This is a genomic window from Microbacterium sp. p3-SID336 (genome assembly GCF_025143365.1).
In the GTDB taxonomy this organism is placed as follows: Bacteria; Actinomycetota; Actinomycetes; order Actinomycetales; family Microbacteriaceae; genus Microbacterium.
Genome location: NZ_JALXPE010000064.1, coordinates 1 through 22,601, shown reverse-complemented (window position 1 = coordinate 22,601; position 22,601 = coordinate 1). Strand labels below are relative to the sequence as shown.

Genomic DNA, 22,601 nt, shown 5'->3' with positions numbered 1-22,601 from the left:
TCGAGGTGCTGAAGGGCATCGACGGCGACATCACCAGCGCGCGGGGTGAACCCGAGAGCGGCCCCGGGTGCGGGCTGCTGCGCCTCGGCGAGCGCGCGGAACGCGTCGTCGAGGGCGTCGAAGCTGCCGAGCTCGGTGCCGCGCTCGTCGCGCAGCACGTGGGCGGCGCCGTCGAACTCGACGAAGCCGGCGAACTCGCCGCCACGGGTCGCGACGTGCACGTCGACGTCGGCCTGCTTCCAGGTGAGGGGGTCGGACGGGGGGACGGTGGTCGTACTCATGATGATGCTCATTGCTGTGTGGCGGTCGCGCCGGTGCGCTCCGCAGATCGAGAGATCGAGGGCGGTTCCGCGCGCGTCGATGTGCGCGGTCCGTGGATGGGCCCTGATCAGTGGCGACGCGGCGGCCGAGAGGGGCGAAACGCACACGTTGCATCAGCAGTATATCAGACCGCCGGGCGAGGAGGGCAGAGCGGAGGGATGCGGGGACATCTCTCCGCTCTGCGACGCCGGCGCTCGAAGAGTCGAGGGCGGCGGGAAGCCGGGGCGATGGGGTCGCACACGCGGCGGGAGGCGGTCCGGCGCCGGGGAAGCGCTCGACCGCGTCCTTCCAGTGCAACATCGAACTTGGCAACTGTCAAGTTTTTGTCGGATGACTGTCCAGTTTTTCTCGGACATCTGGTCAAAGTCCCAGCGATGCCATAGCATTGCGGCGACCGGTGGGGTGGTACGTGGGGGACGAGTCAGTGAATACAGCGATCAAGCGTGCCGAGCGCGCCGGCACGGACAAGTTCGCCCTGCGGCGGCGCGGTCTCGCCGAAGCCGCCCTCGAGGCCATCGCCGAACGCGGCTTCGCGCGCACCGGCCTACGGGAGATCGCGCAGCGCTCCGACCTGTCCCACGGATCCCTGCACTACTACTTCACCGACAAGAATGACCTCATCGCCGAGGCCGTCCGCATCTCGAAGGGCCGCCCGGCCGAGCGGTACGCGGCCATCGTCGCGTCCGCGACCACGCCCGACGAGCTCGCGATCGGCGTCGCGGAGGAGATGACGAGGAGCCTTCGCGACGACGCCGCCCTGCACCGCCTCTGGTACGACCTGCGCAATCAGGCCCTCTTCGAGTCGGGCTTCGGCGACACCATCGAACAGGTCGAGGCGATGCTGCAGGAGGCCATCTGGGGCGTCCTCGAGCGCTATGCGGAGCTCGCGGGCAAGCCGTGCCGCTTCGACGCGCTCCTGGCCTACTCCCTCACCGACGGGATGCTGCAGAACGCCCTGATCCGGCATGTGCGCGGCGATGCGGACGCCATCGACCGGCTGCGGCGGGAGTGCCTCGCGCTGTTCGCTGCCTGCGTCTGACGACGCTCACTCCCCCGGGCCCTGCGCTGCCCGGTCCACGGGTGGACGCAGCACGAGCACGACCACGACGACCGCGAGGATGAGCGCTGTCAGCGTGACCGGGATCGGCAGCACCGGATCGAGCAGCACCAGCACCGCCCCGAGCGGGACCACGGCGTTCACCACGCGGTCGGCGTTGCCACGGATGGCGATCCACCACACGGCGAGCAGGAACACGGCGATGGGGACCGTGACCGTGAACGACGCGACGACGCTCGGCAGGTGGCTCTCGCCGGTGAGCACGTCGAGCTCGACCTCGATGCCGGCGGAGAACGCGGCCGCCGCCGCGAACACGAGGTAATGGGTGTATCCGTAGCCCAGCGAACGGGGGAAGGTCCCGATCGCTCTGTGGTGGGGCGGCCAGAAGTAGATCCACCACAGCGCGGCCGTCACCCCGAGCGTCAGCACCGAGATCGCGATCAGCGGTGCCAGCGCCTGCACCTCGCCGAGAGCCTCGATGATGGCGTTGGCCGAGGCGAGCAGGCTCTCGCCGAGCACGATCAGGGTGAACAGCCCGTACCTCTCCGTGACATGGTGCGGATGCCACGGCGTCTGGTGACGGTGCTCTGCGAACACGGGGATGCTCACCTCGATGAGCGCGAAGACGACGAAGGCGACGAGCTGCGGTGCCCCGGCGGGAACCAGGAGGAACAGGAGCCACAGCACCTGGACCGCCACGATGCCGAGGGCATAGCGGCGTGTCGCCGCCCGCAGCGGGCCCGCCGAGCGGGAGGCCCGCAGCCACTGCCCGACCATCGCGATGCGCATCACGACGTAGCCGATGACCGGGAGCGTGAAGTCGCCCTCTCCGAAGACGCGCGGGATGCCCGCGGCCAGCACGAGCACGCCGCCCATCTGCACGAACGTGGTGACGCGGTACAGCCAGTCGTCCGTGTCGAACGAGGTCGCGAACCACGTGAAGTTCATCCACGCCCACCAGATCGCGAAGAACACCATCGCGTACGACGTGATCCCGTGCAGGAAGTCCGCATGGCTGAGCGCGTGGTGCAGCTGCGCCGAGGCGATGCTGACCGCGACGACGAACACCAGATCGAAGAACAGCTCCAGCGGGCTGGCGGTGCGGTGCGGCTGCCCCGGATCCCGCGGCAGCATCGGCCGGAGTCGGAGACGCGAGGGGGGCGGGTGCGCTGTCACGGCGCAAGGATAGCGCTCGTCCTCCGCGGGGCCCACGGGCCTCTCCGACGGGCTTTCGTCCATTCCCCGGATTTGTCTTCCGTTCCATAGACTTCTCCGCTACAGTGTTCCAGGTCTGCAGCGCCTGCTGCACGCACCCGCCGGTTGGGAAGGCGGGATCGCACTTCGTGATGTGGGATCACGGAGCACAGCAGGACCCGAGGGGTCGGGACGCAGACGACTGCCGTGAACGTGGGGTTCGCGGTTCTGGGGAAATCAAACTGGGGAAACAATGGCGCACTGGGGAATTCTGCGTACATTCATGGCTCGAGGAGCCTCGGCATGACGTCCGTTGAGGATGCGCTGAGCATCACTCGCACGGGCTTCGTTCCGGTCACTTCGCGTGCCGCCACGTCGACCACACGCCCGGCGGCCACGCCGCGGGTCTCGGCGACGCTGGAACGACGTCGGCAGTGGGAACGTCGCTATCGGATGCGGCTGCGGATCACGGATGCGGCTGTCATCCTGATCGCCGTCGGTCTGACGGTCGCGGTTCCACTGGCAACCGGCGTCATGGTGATCGAGGCACTGCGCAACGCCGCACTGCTCGGCCTCGCCTGGTATCTGATGCTGTCGGCGCTCAACACCCGCGACGCCGCCATCTTCGGTTCCGGGGCCACCGAATACCGCCGCGTGGCGCACGCCAGCGGCCTGGCATTCGGCATCACCGCGATCGCGGGCGTCCTCCTGACGTGGGAGGGACTGCAGCCGCTGTTCCTCGTCGCGCTTCCGGTCGGGACGCTCGGACTGCTCGGCGCGCGCTGGACCTGGCGTCGGTGGCTTCAGCGCCGCCGCATCCGGGGCCAGTACGCGTCGCGCACCTTGGTGGTCGGCGCCACCGAGGACGTCGAATATGTGATCACGTCTCTGCAGAAGGGCGCAGAGAACGGCTACCACGTCGTGGGGACGACGCTGGTGGATCGCAAGGCCGGCGCGCTCGCACTCGGGGAGAGCATCTACCCGGTCGTGGGCGATCTCGACACCGTCGCCGACGCGGCGGCCCAGCTCGGGGCGGACACCATCATCGTGGCGAGCCGCCCCGACGGGGACCCCGACTTCGTCAAGCAGCTCAGCTGGCAGCTGGAGGGCACGGCCGCTGAGCTCGTGCTCTCGAGCCGTCTGACGGATGTCGCCGGTCCGCGCATCTCGCTGCGGCAGGTCGACGGCCTGCCGCTCATCCAGGTGAAGATCCCGACCTACGAGGGCGGCGTGCACGTGCTGAAGCGCGCGCTCGACATCCTCGTCGCGACGATCGCGCTCATCCCGATCGCGCTCATCACTCCGGTGCTGGCCGCGCTCGTGAAGCTCGACTCGCCCGGACCGGTGTTCTTCTTCCAGGAGCGGGTCGGCCGGGACGGCCGCACGTTCAAGATGGTGAAGTTCCGCTCGATGAAGACCGATGCAGAGCAGCAGCTCGCTGCGCTCAAGGCGCAGAACGACGGCGCCGGTCTTCTCTTCAAGATGAAGGACGACCCCCGCGTGACCCGCGTGGGCAAGGTGCTGCGCAAGCTGTCCCTGGACGAGCTGCCGCAGTTCTGGAACGTCCTCACCGGCGATATGAGCGTCGTCGGGCCGCGTCCGCCGCTTCCCAGTGAGGTCACGGCGTACGACGGCACCGTGTTCCGCCGCCTGTACATCAAGCCCGGCATCACGGGTCTGTGGCAGGTGTCGGGACGCAGCGACCTGTCCTGGGACGAGAGCGTGCGCCTCGACCTGCGATACGTCGAGAACTGGTCGGTCATGAACGATCTGCAGATCATGTGGCGGACCGCCAAGGTGATGATCCAGCCGAAGGGGGCTTACTGATGGAAATGGAAGAGCAGGTGGTCGAGGGCGAGAAGGCGCCCCACCGCCGCACGAGACTGATCGCGATCGGAGCCGTCGCGCTCCTCGCGCTCGGCGCCGCAGGGGTCGGCGTCGCGCTCGTCGCGAACAACGCCGGCGCACCCGCCGCGTCATCGACGCAGAAGCCGGTCGATGACGGCGACGCGGACAAGGCCGCGTCCGATAAGCCGCTGAAGTCCGTCCCCAAGGTGGTCGACGGTCCGCTGAGCGACGACGAGGACGCCGAGGTCGACCGGGCGACGGCAGCAGCCGACGCGGTGGTCGCGGCCCTCGACGAGGTCAGCCAGCGCGGAGACGGCTCGGCCGTCGGGGTCGAGGCCGTCGCGACGGGCTGGGTGCTCGGCGAAGTGCAGTCGCACGCGCGGGAGCAGATGGACCTCGGGTACAAGCAGACCGGGAAGGCCGTCGTCACGAGCGTCACCCCCACCGCCGTCGACCTGGCCTCGTCGCCCGCCACCATCACCCTGAAGGTCTGCGTCGACGTCTCCGACATCGACGTGACCGACGCAGCGGGCAACTCCCTCAAGGCCTCGCTGTACAACCCCGGCCACCCCGTGGCCCACATCTACGGAGCCGTCTTCGAAGGCGACACCTGGAAGATCTCGTCGCACGAGATCCCCGACGAGCAGGACTGCGCCGCAGCCTGACCCTCGACCCCCCGGCGGATCACCCGATCTTCCGCACCCCCGTCGTGGCTCACCCGAACCACCTGGGACGATTCACCCGACTCGTCCCAGGTGAGCCACACATCACCCGAAGAAGGACTCCATGAACACCGAAGCACCCGCGCGGGGAGTGAAGGCTCGCCGCGCTGCCGCAGGCGCCATGATCGCCGCGGCCGTCCTGGTGGGCTCACTGCTCACCCCACTCGCGGCGAACGCCGCACCCCCGGCACTGCCCGACGGCCTCTCGCAGGAGACCGCCGCCGCATCGTGCTGGGAGATCAAGCAGAACCACCCGCAGTCCACCGACGGCGTGTACTGGCTCGTCACCCCGGCGCTCGTCGCACCGGAGCAGTTCTACTGCGACCAGACCACGTCCGGCGGCGGCTGGGTGCTGATCGGCCGAGGCCGCGAAGGATGGAAGGAGGGGTACAACGGTTTGCGCACTGCAGCCCAGATCCGCAACACCCCCACCGGCACCGACGCGTTCCAGCCGGCGCAGCTTCCCGCCACCACGGTCGACGGCCTGCTGAACAACGGCCGCGTGGACGCTCTCGCCGACGGCATCCGTCTGCGCCGCGCGACCAACACCACCGGCACCACCTGGCAGGAGGGCCGCTTCACGTTCACGCAGCGCGACCGCTGGGTGTGGACCTTCGGCGCCGAGCACCGCGTGAAGAACTACAACTTCGACGGCTCGACCGGCACGGGCGGCCAGACGAACAACTTCGGCAACAACAACCAGCTGCGCCGCGTGGTCTTCAACGAGCAGGCGTCGCACAACTACATCAACGGCTGGGCCTTCGGCTCGAGCACGGGCGGCAGCACCGCGGCGACCTCGTACCTGTGGGCGCCGTCAGGACAGGGCTACGCGCGGCCGTTCACGCAGGTCTTCCTGCGTCCGCAGCTCACGCTGGCGAACCTCGACTTCGGGGCGATCCCCGCCTCGGGCAGCCCGGCCTCGACGGTCGCGGCCATCCCGGAGAGCAACGCGATGACCACGGTCTGGGGCGTCTCCGGCTTCGCGAACGGCAGCAGCGGCGAGCTCAACACCGAGGTGGCCGAGTTCGGCGAGGTCGGTGGCAAGGTGTTCGTCGGCGGCAACTTCCGCTACGTGCAGCGCACGGAGGCGGGCGGCGGACAGGTCGAGCAGCCGTACCTGGCCGCGTTCGACGTCAACACCGGCGAGTGGGTCACCACCTTCCGGCCGCAGCTCAACGGACAGGTCAAGGCCATCGCCGGCCTTCCCGACGGCCGCGTCGCCATCGGCGGACAGTTCTCCACCGTGAACGGCACACCGCAGGCGGGCATCGCGTTCCTCGACGCGACCACAGGGCAGCTCTCGGGCTGGCAGGTCACCGCTGAGCATCGCGCGACCGGCAGCGTGCCGTACGTGCGCGACCTCGATGTGCAGGACGGCTTCCTCTACGTCGCCGGCGCCATGACGCACCTCACCTCCGTGGGTTCGACCATCAGCGCGAGCACCTGGAACGGTGGCCGCATCAACCTGACGACGGGTCGCCCCGACACCGGGTGGAACGCGTTCCTCAACGGCACGTCGATCGCCGTCGACGCCTCCGAGCTGGGCGACCGCGCCTACTTCTCCGGCTACTTCCGGATGAAGCAGACCACCTCGACCCCGAGCGCCGCCGCGATCCAGACGGCCGCGGGCGCTCCCCTGGTCGACCCGCTGTGGGTCCCGAAGTTCAGCAAGGCGACGCTAAACGCCGACGGCACGTACTCGGGCAACATCTGGCAGCTCGGCGTGACCGAAGCCGGAGGCAAGGTCTGGCTCGGCGGCTCGGAGCACTCGCTCTTCGCCTACGACCGGAACACCTTCGAGCGCGTGGGCGGCTCGATCACCAAGACCGGCGGCGACTTCCAGACCGTCGAGCACAACGCGAACCTCGTGGTCGGCGGCTGCCACTGCGGCCACTGGGTCTACCAGGACGCGTACTCGTGGAGTGACGTGGGCACCGGCTGGACGCAGGCCGACAAGATGAACCTCATGGGTGCGTGGGACGCGCAGACCGGCAAGTTCGTGGCCGCCTGGTCTCCGGTCGTGCAGGCTCGCGCCGGCTACGGCGCGTGGGGCACCTTCTTCGACAGCACCGGGGTGCTGTGGGCGGGCGGCGACTTCAGCCGCTCGGTCAGGGCGGGCGAGGTCAACCAGTGGTCGGGCGGGTTCATCCGCTTCGCGCCGCGGGACACCACCGCACCCACCACTCCGGGCGCGATCACCGCGACGCCGGGCAACGGCGGCGCCGAGGCGACCCTGACCTGGGCGGCCTCGACCGACAGCGGCGGCGTGACCTACGAGGTGCTGCGCGACAACCGCGTGATCGCCTCGACGACCTCGGCCACGTACACCGTGCCGATCACCGAGACCCCGACGAACTACTTCGTGCGGGCACGCGACGCCGCGGGCAACCGCTCGGCGAGCACGGCGGCCTTCGTCGCCCAGCCCGCTCCGGAGTCCGCGCTGACCTTCATCGAGAACGGCGCGACCTGGTCGTGGCGGTACTCCTCGGATGCCCTTCCCGCGGACTGGAACACGCTCGCGTTCGACGACGCCGCGTGGAACACCGGCCAGGGGCTCTTCGCCCGCGGAGTGGCGTCGGCGACGACCAACATCGACCCGACGAACCTCGCGACGAAGCCGCTGAGCGCGCAGTTCCGCAACGAGTTCCAGGTCACGAACGCGCTGAGCGTGGTGAACGGCAGCATCTCCGTCATCGCGAACGACGGCGTCGTGCTGTACCTCAACGGCGTGGAGCTGGGACGCGTACGGATGCCTGCGGGCGCCCTCTCGCAGAACTCCTATGCGAACGGCGTCGTGTCGCACACGACCGCGGCGGCGAACCGCGTCGTCTTCGAGGTGCCGCAGGGCGTGCTCGTCGACGGCACGAACGTGCTGGCCGCCTCGGTGCACGCGAACTACCGCACCACGCCGGACCTCAGCTTCGACCTCGCCTTCACGGCGGAGCGCGGCCAGGCCCCGGCGGCGCCGAACGCGGTGACCGCGCTCGGCGGGACGACGACGCTCGACTCGGCGACGCTGAGCTGGACGGCACCGTCGAGCGGGACCGCACCGACGTCGTACGTGATCAGCCGCGGCGGCCAGCAGGTCGGCACGACGGACGCCGCGACGACCACGTTCACCGAGACCGGGCTCACCCCGGCGACCGCCTACGAGTACAGCGTCGTGGCGGTCGGCATCGGCGGACTCACGTCGACGCCGGCGACGGTGCAGGTGACCACGGCGACCCCGCCGACGGACGCCGAGCTGCCGGTGAGCGTGCCGAGCGGTTCGACCTGGTCGTGGCGCTACTCGAGCGACCCGCTGCCCGCGGACTGGAACGCGGTGGCGTTCGACTCCTCGGCCTGGGCGAGCGGCGCGGCCGTCCTCGCCAGGGGCGTCGCGAGCGCGGCGACCAACATCGATCCGACGAACCTCGCCACCAAGCCGCTCAGCGCGCAGTTCCGACACTCCGTCACGGTGACGGATGTCGCGAGCGTCGCCGACGGGACGGTGACGGTGACGGCGGATGACGGTATCGTGGTCTACCTCAATGGGGTGGAGCTCGGGCGGGCGAATCTCGGGGCGGGGACCCTGACACAGAATTCATACGCCACGGCGGCACCGCGGGCGACCACGGCTGCGGCCAACAAGGTCACCTTCACGGTGCCGGCGAACCTGCTCGTGGAAGGGACGAACGTGATCGCAGCCTCCGTGCACGCGAACTACCGCAGCACTCCCGACCTCAGCTTCGACCTCGCATTGGACATGCCTCGCGAATGAGAATCCCCTACGCAGACGCGCGACGAGCGCTCGCCTCCGCACAGAAAGCGGGGGCGGGCGTTCCCGCGTACCTGCGCTGGATCAACCGCCCGCTCGGCGGACGCACCGCGGTGATCGCCGCGAGCTGGGGCGCGAGCCCCAACGGCGTCACCGCGGTCAGTGCGCTCGTCGGCCTTGTCGGCGTGGGCGTGCTGGCCGGCGTCCCCGAGTGGTGGGCGGGACCGATCGCCGCGGTCCTGCTGCTGATCGGCTACATCCTCGACTCGGCAGACGGGCAGCTCGCGCGCATTCAGAAGCGCGGAGGGCCGGCTGGCGAGTGGCTCGACCACGTCGTCGACGGTGTGCGCGCCCCGCTCGTGCACATCGCGATCGCCGTGCACCTGCTGCGCACGGACGCGTGGCCGTGGCTGGTGCTCGTCGCCGGACTGTTCTCGGTGCTCGTCTCCGGCTGGTTCCTCTCGCAGCTGCTCGCCGAGAAGCTGCTGCCCAAGACTCCCCCTTCCCCCGACGACGGACGCCGTGGCATCCTGGAGTCGTTCGTCAAGCAGCCTCAGGATCCCTCCACGACCTACGTCGTCCTGGCGTTCATCGGACTGCCGTTCGCGTTCGCGGTGCTCTACACCGCCCTGTTCGCCTGGCACGTGCTGATCTTCGCCGGCTCGCTCCGCCGCAAGTACACGCAGCTGACCGCACTCTGAACCTGGACGCATCCGCATGGCACTCATCGCTTCACCGAGCCGTTCGCTGATCGCAGCGACCGGTCAGGACCCCAGTCTCGAGGTCGAGCCGAGGGCCCTGCCCGCGTGGCCGGTGCTGACGGTGCTGTGGGGCTATCCGCTGTTCTGGCTCGTGGGGATGCTGCCGTTCGTCTCGGTCATCATGTCGATCCCGATGCTCGCGCTGCTGATCATGCGCCGACGCATCCTCATCGTCCCGGGGATCCTGCCGTGGATCGGCTTCGTGCTGTGGATGATCCCGTCCGCGCTCATGATCGACCAGCTGGGTCGCGGTGTGGGCCTCGGCGTGCGGTTCAGTCAGTTCCTCGCGCTGGCGATCATCATGGTCTACATCGTCAACGCCAGGACGTCGCTCACCCCGAAGCGCATCTTCAACGGGCTGACCTTCATCTGGGTCTTCGTGATCGTCGGCGGCTATCTGGGCATGCTGTTCCCCGAGGTGCAGCTGACGATGACGATCGGCCGGCTGCTCCCGGACGCGATCTCGAGCAACGACTACGTCTCGGAGCTCGTGTTCCCCACGCTCGCGGAGATCCAGACGCCGTGGGGCGCCGAGGAGCCGTTCGTCCGCCCCTCCGCCCCGTTCTCCTACACGAACGGGTGGGGGGCGGCGATGGCCGTGCTCACACCGATCGCGATCGGGACGGCCATCGGCCACCGCACCGCACGCGCCATGTGGTTCCTGGTGATCGCGCTCGTCGCAGCCATCCCGCCGGCCATCGCCACCACCAACCGCGGCCTGTTCCTCGGGATCGCCGGCGCCGTGGTCTACGTGCTGTTCTGCCTCCTGATCCGCGGCCGGCTCCTCGCCTTCTTCTGGGTGACCGTCCTCGGCATGGCCGGAGCGGTGATCCTCTTCCTCTCCGGCTTCCTGGACGGCATCGTGGCCCGTCAGGAGACCGTCGACACGACCGAGGGGCGTGGCAACCTGTATGCCGAGACGTGGGAGAGGACCCTGCAATCGCCGATCATCGGCTGGGGCGCCCCGCGGCCGAGCACGTGGAGTGAGATCTACGTGGGTACGCAGGGCGCCATCTGGAACGCCATGTTCTGCTTCGGCCTGGTCGGGCTGTTCCTCTTCCTCGGCATGATCGTGATGGGGGCGGTGCGCACGTTCGACGCACCGAACCTCTCCGCGGTGTGGATCCACGCGAGCGTGGTGGTCGCCGTCGGGCTGTCGATCTTCTACGGCCTCGACCGTCAGCTCGTCTTCATCGGGATCGCCCTCGCGGTGCTGCTGCGGGAGAAGTACCTGGGCAACTCCTCGTACTGGACGCCCCAGCCCACGCCGTTCGCACGAGCCACGAATGAAGAGTGAGGGGCTGGCGCGGAGCGGACTGATCAGCCTGTTCGGCTCCGCCTTCGCGGCCCTCGCGGCCCTGCTGCTCACGGCCATCGTCGGCAACACGCTCGGCGCCGACGGCACGGGTCTGTTCTTCCAGGCGATGGGCATCTTCACGATCCTCACGCAGGTGCTCCGGCTGGGCACGAACAGCGGCATCGTCCGCTACATCGCCGAGCAGCGCGCGTTCCACAGGGTGGGCGCCGAGTGGCGGATCGTCGTGTTCGCGCTCGGTCCGGTCGCCGTGATGTCCGGTCTCGTCTCGCTGGCGGTGTGGCTGCTGGCGGATGCGCTGGGCGACTGGCTGGCCGCGCCGAGCGACGCCGCCGCCATGGCCGATCTGATGCGGGCGATGGTGCCCTACGTCGTCGTGGGCGCCCTGATCGGGGTGCTCCAGATCGCGGCGCGCATGCTGCGCGGGGTCACCGCGTTCACCCTGCTGCAGAGCATCCTGCTCCCCGCCAGCCGGCTGCTGACCGTGCTGCTGGCGGTCTCCGTGGCCGGCGTCGGCGCGTGGGGGGCGTTCGAGGCGTGGCTGCTGCCGCAGCCGTTCTGGCTGCTGGTGACGATCGTGGTGATCGCGCCGCCGTTCGTGCGCGACTTCCGTCGACGCCGCGAGAGCACACCGGAGACCCGTCCGACGATGGGCGAGTTCTGGCGCTTCAACGCGCCCCGCACGGTGAGCTCGGGCCTGGAGACCGCGCTGGAATGGTCGGACGTGCTGATCATCGCCGCTCTCGCCTCGCCCTCCGCCGCGGGCGTGTACGCGGTCATCACGCGCGCGGTCCGCGCGGGCGGCGTGGTGGACAAGGCGATGCGTGTCGCGGTGTCGCCGACGATCTCGGGGCTGCTCGCCCGCGAGGACTATCTCGAGTCGACCCGGCTGCACACGAAGGTCGTGCGGACCATGATCCTGATGAACTGGCCGTTCTACATGCTGCTCATCTCGATGGGCCCTGCGGTGCTCGGCATCTTCGGCTCCGAGTTCCGCTCGGGCTGGGGCCCGATGGTGCTGCTGGCTCTCGCGATGATGTTCCAGACCGCGTGCGGCATGCTGCAGAGCATCCTGCTGCAGGGCGGCAGGAGCACGTGGCAGATGTACAACAAGGCGATCGCGCTGGCGATCAGCATCGGCGGGAACCTGGCGCTCGTGCCGCTGCTGGGCGTCTGGGGCGCCGCGATCACCTGGGTCATCGTCGTGGTGACGGACAACATGATCGCCGCGGTCCAGGTACACCGGCTGATGCATGTCGACCTTCAGCCGTCCCGGCTGCTCGTGCCGATGCTGCCGCCGGTCGTGGTGTTCGGCGGCGGCGGGCTGCTGTTCACCTGGTTCGTCGGCTCGAGTCTGCTGATCCTCGTGGTCGCCGGCGTCACCCTGTGCCTCGTCTACGCCGTGGTGCTGTGGCTGCTCCGCCGTCCGCTGCACATCCAGACGCTGTGGCGCCGGATCCCGTTCGTCGGTCGCTGGGCCTGAGTATCCGGCGCCCGCTGGTCTCAGCGGCGCAGCTTGGTGGCGACGATGGCGATGCCGCTGCGCACGAGCCGCGGCACGAAGGCGAACCACGGCGCGCGGCGCACCGGCTGCTCCAGCAGGGTGCGCACGGCATCGGCCCCCGGGGTGGCGATCGAGCCCGGTGCGGGCAGGTCGCCGGAGAGGGACGCGTCGAGCTGTGCGGCCAGCTCCTCGGCCGACAGCGCGCGGCGGATGATGCCGAGCTCGGCCATCTCGGCGCTGAACACGAGCTGGTGATCGTCGACGACCTCGCCGCCGCCGGGTACTCGCGGGACGACGATCGGGACGATGCCGAGCGCCCGCATGTCCATGACACCGCCGGCACCGCCCTGCAGCACGACGGCATCCGCCTCGCGGCACAGGGTGAGCAGGTCCGAGTAGGGCAGGATCTCGACGTTCTCGGCGCCGGCGACCGGAGCCGACGGGCCGTGCTGCATCACCAGCCGGACATCGGGGTGGCGCTGGAGCCACTCCTCCACCCAGCCGGAGAGCCGATCGAAGGGCAGGTGATATGTGCCGGCGGAGACGACGACGAGCGGCGCGCTCACAGCACGACCCCGACGTTGCGGGAGCCGGGGTAGAAGTCGCGCATCCGCTCCCACTGGACGAGGAACTCGTCCGCGAAGGGGTACACGAGCCGCCCGCTCAGGCCGGGCGAGGTGATGCGGTCGACCGGTTCGAGGTACACCGTCCTGGCGCCGAAGAACCGCGCCTGGGTGAAGAACGGCAGCGCGATGGCCGCACCGGTCGAGAACACGATGTCGGGCCGCTCGGCAGCCAGCACGCGCCGGGCGAGCCCGAAGTTGCGCAGCAGGTTCGGCAGGTTCCGCACGGTCGGATAGTGGATCTCGTAGACCTTCTCCTCGGAGAGCCGCGAGCGGGCGTCCTCCACGGGGAAGGTCGCCCAGCAGCGCTCGTGTGCTCCCCACCAGTCGCGCAGCGCGAGCGCCTGCGTGAGATGCCCGCCGGACGAGCATGCGATCAGGATCTTCATCGCTCAGATCCCCCGGCCGAACTTCTGCACGATCCTGGTGACGGTCTGCGGCGTCACGAGCTTGCGGGAGATCGCGATCGCGAGCGCGGCCTTGACCTGCTTGGGGTTGTGCCGCAGAGCGCGCCAGCCCCAGGTGCGCGCTTCCTTGCCCTGCCCCGCCGACGCGAGGGAGAACGCGACCTGCGCCTCGATGCGGCCGAGCGCCGCCGGGATCGTGGCGAAGTCGGGGTGCTTGCGCAGCAGGTACTGCAGCGCTTCGGCGTACGCGGCCCACTGGCCGAAGTAGTACGACTGCCCGTTCCACAGCACGCGCACGAGCGGCTCGTTCACCACCGTGACCAGGCCGAGAGCGGAGCCGCGGAGCAGGATGTCGTAGTCCTCCCCGTAGCTCCGAGGAAGCTCCTCGTCGATCAGGCCCAGGTCGCCGAGGAGCACCTCGCGCCGGAACATGAGGCTCGACGAGTGGAGTCCTGGATTGCGGTTGCGCAGGAAGTCCTCGTGCGTGAGGTCATCGGACGGCACACGCCGCACGATGCGGTTCTCCCCGTCGTCGACGACCATGGCCGTGCCGACGATGATGGCGTCGGGCTTCTCCTCGAAGCGCCGCAGCTGGGCCTCCAGCTTGCCGGGAAGCCACGTGTCATCGTCGTCGAGGAAGGCGACCAGTCGCCCCTCGGCCGCGAGGATCCCGGAGTTGCGCGCGCCGGCCAGTCCGCGGCTGCGGGTGTTCGAGATGCCGCGGACGACCCATCCGTCCGGCACCTCCACATCCGGCACCTCGATCGGACAGGCATCGAACACGATGACCACTTCGCCGGTGACGGATGTCTTCTGCGCGAGCACGCTCTCGACCCCGAGCCTCATCAGCTCCGGCCTGTTGTGTGTCGGCAGGACGACAGAAACTTCCACCATGCGCACTCCCCTTATGTGACGCATCCGGTGCACGTCGCACGGACGTGCCCGGAATCCCCTCGATGACGACGGGCCCCATCCCGCCGCGAATTCGCACTGCCCTCAGCGCGATCTTCGGGTTAGTATAGCGGTTGGCGTCCCTACGGGGAGGGATGCCTTCTGAAGGGGAAACCAACTGGGGAAGGGGATTTCGTCGTGCCGCAAAACGCTGACACACGACGTGTTCGTGTCGGTGTCGTGGGCGTCGGGAAGATGGGGCTCTCTCATCTTGCGATCGTCCGCGCGCTGAAGAATGTGGACCTGGTGGGCGTCGTCGACGCCACCGACTATCTGCTCGACGTGCTGAACAAGTACACGGGCGCCGCGACGTTCTCGTCGCTCGACAAGATGCTCGAGGAGGCATCGCCGGAGGCGGTCGTGATCGCCACGCCGACCGGTTCGCACGCGGCGCTGGTCCGCAGCGCGCTGGACCGCGGCGTGCACGTCTTCTGCGAGAAGCCGCTCACGCTCACCGCCGCCGAGTCGATCGAGCTCGCGGAGCTCGCCGCCGAGCGCGGCCTGATCGCGCAGGTCGGCTACCACAACCGGTTCATCGCCACGTTCCAGGAGGTCAAGCGCCTCCTCGACGCCGGGGCGATCGGGAAGGTCACGCATGTGCTCGCCGAGGCCTACGGCCCAGTCGTGCTCAAGGCCAAGGGCTCGACGTGGCGCAGCAAGCGCACCGCCGGCGGCGGCTGCCTGTATGACTACGCGGCGCACCCGCTCGACCTGGTCAACTGGTACCTGGGCACGCCGGAGCGCGTGCGGGGATCCGTGCTGAACAGCATCTTCTCCGCCGACACCGACGACGAGGTGTACTCCACCCTCGACTACGCCGACGGCCTCAGCGTGCAGCTCTCGGTCAACTGGTCGGACGAGTCCTTCCGCAAGATGTCGACCTCCGTCACGATCAGCGGCTCGCAGGGGCGCATCATCGCCGACCGCCAGGAGCTGCGGGTCTACCTCCGCGAGGGGGCCACCATCCCCTCGGGCTACCGTGCGGGCTGGAACATCTCCTACACGACGGACCTCACCGAGCAGGTGTCGTTCTATCTGCGCGGCGAGGAGTACAGCGCGCAGCTGGAGTCGTTCGTCGACGCGGTGGCGGCCGGAGAGAAGCAGGCGCGCCAGAACGGCTTCGCCGGCGCGGCCGAGACCGACCGCGTGATCGAGTGGATCCTGCAGGACTCCGCTGCCGGGGCGGCCTCCGCACCGGCACCCGCCGCGGTCGCCGCGGCCCCCGCGTCGAAGCGCGGACTGTTCGGACGCGGGAAGAGGGCGTGAGCGAGATGACGACGACGACCACCATGGACCGGCTGCTGCTCGGCGACAACCAGTTCTTCGGCATCAACCACATGTCGGAGGAGAAGGCTCGCGCGCAGGCCATCCGCTTCCAGGACACGAAGGCGATCATCGACGTGGTCGACATCGCCCTCGACAACGGCATCCGCACGCTCATGTGCACCACGCACGAGCGCATCGCCGAGGTGTGCGACCACATGCGCGCGAACCCCGAGCGTTATGCGGACTACCGCTTCTACCCATGCATGCCGTACGCCCACAAGTACGCCAACGCCGTGACCGACAACGGCATGCTCGGCGCGCTCAAGCAGTTCCTCCCGGAGGAGGGCCTGCTGAACGCGGCGCTGCGCGGCGGCAGGTCGTTCGTGAAGAAGGACATCGAGGGCATCATCACGCTGCTCGTCGACGCCGAGATGAAGATGTTCCAGGGGCTGAACACCCCGGTGATCTTCCTGCAGAACGTCGTGGTCGACCTGATGCTCGGCCTGGGCTTCGACGAGGCCTTCGCGATCTTCGACCGGCACGTGCGCGAGCGCTACAACGCGGAGCCGGGCTTCATCACCATGAACCTGCCGATGCTGCTCGACACTCTCGACCGGGTCGGCGTGAAGAACCCGATCGTGTGCGCGAACATCAACGAGATCGGCTTCCGGATGTCCGGCGGCATCGAGGCGTACGAGAAGGCGCTGCAGGAGCGCCCGTTCCGGCCCGTGGCGATGTCGGTGTTCGCTTCGGGGGCCATCCCCCCGCGGCGCGCGCTCGAGTGGATCCACGACCACGCGAACGTCGAGGCCATCGTCTTCGGCGCGTCCTCGCGGTCGTCGATCGAGAGCACGACGGGCATTGTCAGGGAGCTTTGGGGAAGCGACCCCGTATAGTAGGCGGACAACACCCGTCCACAGGATGCATCGAGGGGGAATGCTCGGCCCGCATCCGCAACCCGGGCGGTGCTGTGTGACCCTCCATTTCACGCAGCACCGTTTCGCTCCCCCTCGAGATGAAACTGAAGACACACACCCGAACCCCCTTTCTTCGTATCCTGTTCGCCTTCCTCGCCGCCGTGGCGGTCGTGGGGGCATCCTTCGTCGCCAGTCGGCCGGCCGTGGCCGCTGACGCCTCGGGCTCGACGATCTCGTCGGTGATCCCTCGCGGATCCACCGGCTGGTCGTACCACCGGGCGTCGGCCGCCCCACCGGCCGGCTGGCAGACCGCGTCGAACACCTGGAAGCGCGGGACCGCGCCCTTCGGCGTCGGGACCAGCACCGGCCAGGTGGGCACGCTGATCCCGCGGACGACCGGCCAGCAGCCCCTCGCGACGTACTTCACCAAGTCGTTCACACTCACGTCCGATCTGCCCGAATGGGCCTGGATCAACACGTGGGCCGACGACGGCATCGTCGTGTGGGTCAACGGCGTCGAGGTCGGCCGCAAGAACGCGCCGACCGGTCGCATCACGGACAAGAGCTACGCGACCGCCGCACCGTCGTCGACGGCCGCGCGCAAGCAGCCCGCGTCCTTCTCGATCCCGACCCGCCTGCTCAAGACCGGTGCGAACACGATCGCCGTGCAGGTGCTCTCCAACTGGCGCGAGACGCGGAACCTGAGCTTCGACGCGCACCTGGTCCGCGAGGACAAGCCGAACGGCACGCCGGCGCCGACGCCCACCCCCACTCCGACGCCGACACCCACCCCCACCCCGACGCCCAGCACGCCACCGACCAAGCCGCAGCAGCCGCAGCAGCCGCAGCAGCCCGGGGGCACGCCTCCGACCGACGGCAGCATCACGGGGTGGGGCGCACCGACGTGGCGCGACGAGTTCACCTACCGCGACTCCTCCGGCTCCCCCGCCGTGGACCCGACCAAGTGGAACGTGCGCGGCCAGGACGACCTCGGCCTGCTGTTCGACGCGGCCGTGCCCGACCGCGACCAGGTGTCCGTCGACGCGAGCGGGATCCTGCACATCCGCGCCGACTGGCGCTCCTCCCCCGCGATCCGCCCCTCCGGCGCCAGCGGGCCGCGCGAGCTCTGGCACGACACCGGCTACCTCGACCAGCGCCGCCTCCAGGCCGACGACGTCAGCATGGGTCAGCCCTACGGCCGGTGGGAGATCCGCGCCAAGACCCCGAGCGGCCCGAACACGTTCGGCTCCCTCGCCGCGTTCTGGCTGCGCAACAACCAGTCCGGCGAGATCGACATCATGGAGGCCTGGGGTTACGACGACGCCGCCGTGCGCGACCAGCGGATCGACACGGCGACGACGACGATCCACACGCACACGTCGACGCCCTCGGCCAACCAGCGCTACATCTGGCACCACGCCGACTACGGCGCGGCGACGCCGGTGTGGAACAGCTTCCACACCTACGCGTTCGAGTTCACGCCGACGTATGCCGCCGTGATCGTCGACGGCAAGCAGCTGCTGCGCGCGACGCCGGCCACCCACCCGAACCTGTGGAACCCGAACTACTTCGGGTCGCCGCTGCACATGCGGCTGAACCTGCACGTCGGACCGTCGGCGACGTACTGGGGCCTGCCCGATCCCGGCGACAAGTCGGCGACGCAGAACCTCGACTTCCAGGTCGACTACGTGCGGGTGTGGAGCTACACCGGCTGAGACAGCGCACAGCGAAGGGGCGCCCGGAGTGATACGGGCGCCCCTTCTCGCGTCGTGAGCAGACTCAGCGACGTGCGGTCGTGTGGCCGCGCTTGGGCGCCCCGATCGGCCGCGAGACCGGCAGGCCGCCGTCCTCCGGCTCCAGCAGACGGTCGTCCTCGTCGAGCTCGACCTCCTGATCCGGTTCGACGACGACGTCGGTCGCCGTCTCCGGCTCCTCCTCGCCCGCGGTGCTGCGCTTGTACGTGGCCCCCGGCCCGTTGCGCACGCGCGACACGATCAGGGCGGCGATCGCACCGACGAGGATCCCGAGGAACAGACCCGCGGCGATGAACACCAGCGCCGACGGACGGTTCGACTTCTGCGGCGGATCGGCGGGCGTGACGAGCGAGCCCGAGTAGAACGGCGTCGCCGTGATCCGCGCCTGCTGGTCGAGCAGGCTCTGCAGCTGCAGCTGCGTGGCCGCGCGCTCGCTGCTGTCGATCGGCTGCGAGTCGAGCACCGCCTGGAGCTGCGCGATGGAGTCCCCCAACTCCGCCGTCGTCTGCTCCACCACGGCCCGTGCGTTGTCGGTGCGCTGCGCCCCGTAGGCCTCCGCCAGCGCGTTGGCCCTGTCGGCCGCCGCCTGCGGCGTGTTCGCGGTGACGTCGAAGATCAGCACCTGCGAGTTGCGCGGCACCTCGATCACGGTGTTGTTGCGCAGCGCCTCGACCGAGGTGTCCTCGAGGTCCTCCACGGCGCGCTTCAGCACGGCCGTCGAGGTCGCGACGACCTTCTCGGTCTCCATGTTGACCGTGTTGAAACTCGACCCGACCGAGAGCACGCTGATCGGCTCGACCGTGTGCTGCGCCGACGCGGTGTACTTCTGCGGATAGATGACGAAGATCCCGAACCCGATCAGCGCGAACGCGACGACCGTCCCCACCAGGACCATCCATGACTGCATGACCCCTCGATAGAGGTCTTCCAAAGTCCAGTGTGTTGCCACTTGTGCACTCCCCCAATGCGGCGCCCGACAAGGCCGTCGGGCGCAGAACGGCGTAAGTCTAGTACTCGGTCCTGTCGACCAGCCGTGAGTGTGACGCCCGTCAGGCCGCCTCGGGAGCGTGCGAGATCACGAGCCGGGCCTTCCCGCCCTGGCTCTCGATGCTCTCGACCTCGACCGCCGCGACGTCCACGCCCTCACCCAGCAGCTCGCGCAGCGCGTGCACGGCCTTCGCGGCCGCCTCGCCCGCACCGCCGCTGACCGTCGGAACGTAGCGGATGCGGACGGAGTAGTCGGCAGCCTGGACGATCTGCATCTGCCGGATCGCGCCGGGGTCCCCGAGGAAGAGACCGCTCAGACCGCCGGTGATGCGCCGGCCGGACGGCGTCCTGACGACGTCTGCCAGCCGACCCTGCACTGGCGTGATGCGGGGGAACACGCGCCCGCATGCGCAGCGACCGTCGAGGCGTCGTGAGCGGTCCCCCATCTCGTAGCGCACGAGCGGGAACACCTCGTTGCTGAAGTCGGTCACCACCACCGAGCCCTCTTCCCCCGCGGCGAGCGGCCGCCCGCCGTCGTCGACGATCTCGACCAGACGCTGATCGGCGGCCACGTGCAGGCCCTCGTGCGCCTCGCACTCCGCCGCGATCCAGGGGATCTCCGCCGAACGGTACGTGTCGAACACCGGCGCCTGGAAGACGGACTCCAGCAGCGTGCGCTGGCCCGGCTGCAGCATCGCCGCCGTCACGGAGACGGCCGACGTCGGCAGCGTGCGCCCCGTGCGTGCGAGGTGTGTCGCGACAGCGGTCGCGCCCTCGACGTAGGCGACGAGCAGCCGCGGATGCACGCGCTGCCACTCCCGCACGAACTCCTCGATCGCCTCGTCGGTGATGGCTCGGGCGTCCAGGTGGATGTGGCGACTGGGCCACCACTGCGCGGCGTAGACCAGCGCCTCCCTGCCCTGGCGCAGACGGCGGTAGATGAAGGCCATGTCGTCGGCGGGGTGCACACCCCACCAGCGGTAGATGCGCCACCACATGGCGGCCGTCGGAGCCGCGGCATCGTTGCGCACGCGCAGCGGCGACCCCGTGCTGCCTCCGGTCTGCGAGAGGAGCGCCCTGTCGGCGGAGACAGTCGTGGACAGCACCGCGTCGCCGGCGTCGCGCAGGGCCACCTTGGTCACCACGGGCAGCCGAGCGAAGTTCTGCGGCTCGGCCACGTCGGCACGCGCGAACCCCGCCCCCGTGTACAGCTCGCGGTAGAACGACGAGGAGTCGAACGCGTGCAGAGCGATGCGGCTCGCCGCTCCGCGTGACAGCGCCGCGAACTCGTCCTCCCCCAGGCGCTCGTTGCGGACCATCTCGTCGAAGGCCCGTCGGTCCTTCCGCATCAGCAGACGCGTCTTGGCGTCGAAGATCGTTCTCTTCACCACTCCCCCAGTAGCCCCGGCCCCCTGCCGGTCCCCTCCATGGTAGAGCGCGGCCTCAGAGTTCGCCCGGCTTCATCACCTCGACGTCGATCGCCCTGATCACCCGCTGGGCCGCCGTGTCGGTCGGCGGCTCGGACGCCTCGCCCCGGCGGCGGCGCGGCGCGTACACGACGAGCGAGTGGAACAGGAAGCGCGCGAAGAAGGCCACGATGAGCGAGAGCGCCGTGGCGAGCACGCTCGAGATGTGCCAGCTCTCGACCATGAGCGCCATGACCGGGATGCGCAGGGCCGCCTCGACGTTGTTGAACGCGAAGGAGCTCGCGAAGCGGATGCCCAGCGCCCTGGCGTCGGTGCGCATGTCGGCGAACACGAAGCGCTCCTGCAGCAGGAAGTTGCCGATGATGGTGACCTCGGCGCCGACGATCGCCGCCCAGACGTAGGGCACGCCGGCGAGGGTGAGAGCCCACATGATGCCGAGGTTCGCGACGGCGCCGATCACGCCGATCAGGGCGAACAGGGACATCTTGCCGAACCGGAGCCGCGCGAGATGCGCGATGAACGTCGCGCCCTGGCGCATGCTGGCCTTCGAGGTGCCGTGCCGGCGCTCCGCGAACGCCATCGGCACCTCGGCGATGCGCAGATCGTTCCGCGCCAGGATCTCCAGCAGGATCTTGAACCCCTGCGGCTTCAGCCCCGGCAGGTCGAGCCGGGAGCGATCGACCAGGAAGAAGCCCGTCATCGGATCGGTGCTGCGCGCGAGACGGATCGGGAACATGGCCCTGGTGAGCCACGTCGCAGCCCGCGAGACCCCGAAGCGCACCGCAGTGCCGAGACCGCTGGTGTCGCCGCCGCCGATGTAGCGCGACGCGGCGACCACGTCGGCGTCACCTGCGGCGTGCCGGTCGAGCAGCGCCGGAAGCAGCTCCGGCGGGTGCTGCAGGTCGCCGTCCATCACGATGCACAGGTCGGCGGCGGCGGCGCGAAGACCCACCACCACGGCGCCGGCCAGCCCGCCGGTGTTCTCCGACCGGTGGATCACGCGGACCGGCAGCGCGGCATCGGCGGCGACGCGAGCGATCTCGTCCGCGGTGTCGTCGGAGCTGTCGTCGACGAACAGGATCTCCGCGTGGCGTCCGTCGAGCGCCGCGGCCGTGCGGGCGACGAGCTCCGCGACGTTGTCGCGCTCGTTGAAGGTCGGCACGATGATCGTGACCGCTGTCCCCACTCGCGTCCCCTTCTTCCCGCCCGCATCTCGACCGCCGCGCTCCATCGTGTCACGGCATCCTATGGGCGCGGAAACCCGACTCTGCTAGACTCGGCCAGCGCGGCTGTGGGAGTCGTGCTGAGTGGGTGGGGATCCGCTTGACTGGGGATTTACTGATCTGGGGAGATCATGGGGACGCGTATCGGCTATGCCGTGGGAGCTTTCGATCTGTTTCACGTGGGGCATCTGAACCTGCTCCGACACGCCAAGCAGCAGTGCGACTTCCTCGTCGCCGGCGTGGTCAGCGACGAGATGCTGCGGCAGGTGAAGGGCATCGAGCCCGTCATCCCGACCGCTGAGCGGGCCGAGATCGTCCGCCACATCTCATTCGTGGACGATGTCTACGTCGAGACCACGCCGTCGAAGCTGGACTCGTGGCGCGACGTGCGCTTCACGCACTTCTTCAAGGGCGACGACTGGCGCGGCACGGAGAAGGGCCTGCGCCTGGAGCGCGAGTTCGCCGAGGTGGGGGTCGAGGTCGTGTACTTCCCCTACACCGCGCACACGTCGAGCTCGGCGCTGCGTCGCGCGCTCGACGCCATCACCGCGAACGCGAGCGTGCCGG

The 22,601-nt window shown here is 69.3% G+C and carries 18 protein-coding genes and 1 pseudogene; 11 read left to right on the top strand and 8 right to left on the bottom strand.

What is annotated here, in order from left to right:
* Nucleotides 1-281, bottom strand: a pseudogene (locus tag M3C17_RS15995) (hypothetical protein); the annotation flags it as partial.
* Between the two features lie 464 nt (nucleotides 282-745).
* On the opposite strand from M3C17_RS15995, the gene M3C17_RS15990 reads away from it, so the two are divergent.
* Nucleotides 746-1,360, top strand: a complete 615-nt coding sequence (locus M3C17_RS15990; RefSeq protein ID WP_259978920.1) for a TetR/AcrR family transcriptional regulator — start codon at nucleotides 746-748, stop codon at nucleotides 1,358-1,360.
* A 6-nt stretch (nucleotides 1,361-1,366) separates the two neighbouring features.
* Here M3C17_RS15990 and M3C17_RS15985 read toward each other — a convergent pair whose 3' ends face one another.
* On the bottom strand, nucleotides 1,367-2,512 hold the full coding sequence (locus M3C17_RS15985) for a low temperature requirement protein A (RefSeq protein ID WP_259978918.1): 1,146 nt from the start codon (nucleotides 2,510-2,512) through the stop codon (nucleotides 1,367-1,369).
* Between the two features lie 363 nt (nucleotides 2,513-2,875).
* Between M3C17_RS15985 and M3C17_RS15980 the strand changes: the two genes are divergently transcribed.
* The 6 genes from M3C17_RS15980 (at nucleotide 2,876) to M3C17_RS15955 (ending at nucleotide 12,458) form a co-directional block, all read left to right on the top strand.
* The gene (locus tag M3C17_RS15980) at nucleotides 2,876-4,399 is read left to right on the top strand and encodes a sugar transferase (RefSeq protein WP_259978917.1); all 1,524 of its coding nucleotides are present in this window, start codon (nucleotides 2,876-2,878) and stop codon (nucleotides 4,397-4,399) included.
* The gene (locus M3C17_RS15975; RefSeq protein ID WP_259978916.1) at nucleotides 4,399-5,085 is read left to right on the top strand and encodes a hypothetical protein; all 687 of its coding nucleotides are present in this window, start codon (nucleotides 4,399-4,401) and stop codon (nucleotides 5,083-5,085) included. The genes M3C17_RS15980 and M3C17_RS15975 overlap by 1 nt, the downstream gene beginning before the upstream one ends.
* A 121-nt stretch (nucleotides 5,086-5,206) precedes the next feature.
* Nucleotides 5,207-8,902, top strand: coding sequence for a fibrinogen-like YCDxxxxGGGW domain-containing protein (locus M3C17_RS15970; RefSeq protein WP_259978915.1), 3,696 nt, complete (start codon nucleotides 5,207-5,209; stop codon nucleotides 8,900-8,902).
* A complete protein-coding gene (locus tag M3C17_RS15965) occupies nucleotides 8,899-9,600 on the top strand; it encodes a CDP-alcohol phosphatidyltransferase family protein (protein ID WP_259978914.1) in 702 nt (233 codons plus the stop codon). The genes M3C17_RS15970 and M3C17_RS15965 overlap by 4 nt, the downstream gene beginning before the upstream one ends.
* Nucleotides 9,601-9,616: 16 nt before the next feature.
* On the top strand, nucleotides 9,617-10,957 hold the full coding sequence (locus tag M3C17_RS15960; RefSeq protein WP_259978913.1) for an O-antigen ligase: 1,341 nt from the start codon (nucleotides 9,617-9,619) through the stop codon (nucleotides 10,955-10,957).
* Entirely contained in the window at nucleotides 10,947-12,458 is a 1,512-nt protein-coding gene (locus tag M3C17_RS15955) for a lipopolysaccharide biosynthesis protein (RefSeq protein ID WP_259978912.1), read from the top strand. Before M3C17_RS15960 ends, M3C17_RS15955 begins: the two co-directional genes overlap by 11 nt.
* 20 nt (nucleotides 12,459-12,478) lie before the next feature.
* Here M3C17_RS15955 and M3C17_RS15950 read toward each other — a convergent pair whose 3' ends face one another.
* The 3 genes from M3C17_RS15950 to M3C17_RS15940 are packed head-to-tail and all read right to left on the bottom strand — an operon-like array spanning nucleotide 12,479 to nucleotide 14,403.
* Nucleotides 12,479-13,045 (bottom strand): glycosyltransferase, encoded by a 567-nt coding sequence (locus tag M3C17_RS15950; RefSeq protein ID WP_259978911.1) that lies wholly within the window; start codon nucleotides 13,043-13,045, stop codon nucleotides 12,479-12,481.
* Nucleotides 13,042-13,491 carry a UDP-N-acetylglucosamine--LPS N-acetylglucosamine transferase gene (locus tag M3C17_RS15945; RefSeq protein ID WP_259978910.1) on the bottom strand — a complete coding sequence of 150 codons (450 nt, stop codon included), beginning with the start codon at nucleotides 13,489-13,491 and terminating at the stop codon, nucleotides 13,042-13,044. The genes M3C17_RS15950 and M3C17_RS15945 overlap by 4 nt, the downstream gene beginning before the upstream one ends.
* A 3-nt stretch (nucleotides 13,492-13,494) precedes the next feature.
* A complete protein-coding gene (locus tag M3C17_RS15940) occupies nucleotides 13,495-14,403 on the bottom strand; it encodes a glycosyltransferase family 2 protein (RefSeq protein ID WP_259978909.1) in 909 nt (302 codons plus the stop codon).
* Nucleotides 14,404-14,598: 195 nt separating this feature from the next.
* On the opposite strand from M3C17_RS15940, the gene M3C17_RS15935 reads away from it, so the two are divergent.
* The 3 genes from M3C17_RS15935 to M3C17_RS15925 all read left to right on the top strand — a co-directional run bounded on the left by M3C17_RS15935 (nucleotide 14,599) and on the right by M3C17_RS15925 (nucleotide 18,358).
* On the top strand, nucleotides 14,599-15,726 hold the full coding sequence (locus tag M3C17_RS15935; RefSeq protein ID WP_259978908.1) for a Gfo/Idh/MocA family protein: 1,128 nt from the start codon (nucleotides 14,599-14,601) through the stop codon (nucleotides 15,724-15,726).
* Nucleotides 15,727-15,731: 5 nt separating this feature from the next.
* The gene (locus M3C17_RS15930; protein WP_259978921.1) at nucleotides 15,732-16,622 is read left to right on the top strand and encodes a hypothetical protein; all 891 of its coding nucleotides are present in this window, start codon (nucleotides 15,732-15,734) and stop codon (nucleotides 16,620-16,622) included.
* A 119-nt stretch (nucleotides 16,623-16,741) separates the two neighbouring features.
* Nucleotides 16,742-18,358 carry a family 16 glycosylhydrolase gene (locus tag M3C17_RS15925; protein ID WP_259978907.1) on the top strand — a complete coding sequence of 539 codons (1,617 nt, stop codon included), beginning with the start codon at nucleotides 16,742-16,744 and terminating at the stop codon, nucleotides 18,356-18,358.
* A 64-nt stretch (nucleotides 18,359-18,422) separates the two neighbouring features.
* On the opposite strand, the gene M3C17_RS15920 is transcribed toward M3C17_RS15925, so the two are convergent.
* From M3C17_RS15920 to M3C17_RS15910, 3 genes are all read right to left on the bottom strand, one after another.
* Complete coding sequence (locus tag M3C17_RS15920) at nucleotides 18,423-19,346, bottom strand: Wzz/FepE/Etk N-terminal domain-containing protein (RefSeq protein WP_259978906.1); 924 nt, start codon at nucleotides 19,344-19,346, stop codon at nucleotides 18,423-18,425.
* A gap of 100 nt (nucleotides 19,347-19,446) precedes the next feature.
* Nucleotides 19,447-20,775: a phenylacetate--CoA ligase family protein gene (locus M3C17_RS15915; RefSeq protein ID WP_259978905.1), complete on the bottom strand. Its 1,329-nt coding sequence runs from the start codon at nucleotides 20,773-20,775 to the stop codon at nucleotides 19,447-19,449.
* Nucleotides 20,776-20,827: 52 nt separating this feature from the next.
* Entirely contained in the window at nucleotides 20,828-22,042 is a 1,215-nt protein-coding gene (locus M3C17_RS15910) for a glycosyltransferase (RefSeq protein WP_259978904.1), read from the bottom strand.
* Nucleotides 22,043-22,165: 123 nt separating this feature from the next.
* On the opposite strand from M3C17_RS15910, the gene M3C17_RS15905 reads away from it, so the two are divergent.
* A partial coding sequence (locus tag M3C17_RS15905; RefSeq protein ID WP_259978903.1) for an adenylyltransferase/cytidyltransferase family protein occupies nucleotides 22,166-22,601 on the top strand: 436 nt, incomplete at its 3' end.

What these genes read in the sequence shown, in the direction of transcription:
- M3C17_RS15985 (WP_259978918.1), bottom strand. Translation starts at nt 2,512, where the DNA reads ATGCTGCCGCGGGATCCGGGGCAGCCGCACCGCACCGCCAGCCCGCTG.
- M3C17_RS15980 (WP_259978917.1), top strand. Translation starts at nt 2,876, where the DNA reads ATGACGTCCGTTGAGGATGCGCTGAGCATCACTCGCACGGGCTTCGTT.
- M3C17_RS15975 (WP_259978916.1), top strand. Translation starts at nt 4,399, where the DNA reads ATGGAAATGGAAGAGCAGGTGGTCGAGGGCGAGAAGGCGCCCCACCGC.
- M3C17_RS15970 (WP_259978915.1), top strand. Translation starts at nt 5,207, where the DNA reads ATGAACACCGAAGCACCCGCGCGGGGAGTGAAGGCTCGCCGCGCTGCC.
- M3C17_RS15965 (WP_259978914.1), top strand. Translation starts at nt 8,899, where the DNA reads ATGAGAATCCCCTACGCAGACGCGCGACGAGCGCTCGCCTCCGCACAG.
- M3C17_RS15960 (WP_259978913.1), top strand. Translation starts at nt 9,617, where the DNA reads ATGGCACTCATCGCTTCACCGAGCCGTTCGCTGATCGCAGCGACCGGT.
- M3C17_RS15955 (WP_259978912.1), top strand. Translation starts at nt 10,947, where the DNA reads ATGAAGAGTGAGGGGCTGGCGCGGAGCGGACTGATCAGCCTGTTCGGC.
- M3C17_RS15945 (WP_259978910.1), bottom strand. Translation starts at nt 13,491, where the DNA reads ATGAAGATCCTGATCGCATGCTCGTCCGGCGGGCATCTCACGCAGGCG.
- M3C17_RS15940 (WP_259978909.1), bottom strand. Translation starts at nt 14,403, where the DNA reads ATGGTGGAAGTTTCTGTCGTCCTGCCGACACACAACAGGCCGGAGCTG.
- M3C17_RS15930 (WP_259978921.1), top strand. Translation starts at nt 15,732, where the DNA reads ATGACGACGACGACCACCATGGACCGGCTGCTGCTCGGCGACAACCAG.
- M3C17_RS15925 (WP_259978907.1), top strand. Translation starts at nt 16,742, where the DNA reads ATGAAACTGAAGACACACACCCGAACCCCCTTTCTTCGTATCCTGTTC.
- M3C17_RS15910 (WP_259978904.1), bottom strand. Translation starts at nt 22,042, where the DNA reads ATGGAGCGCGGCGGTCGAGATGCGGGCGGGAAGAAGGGGACGCGAGTG.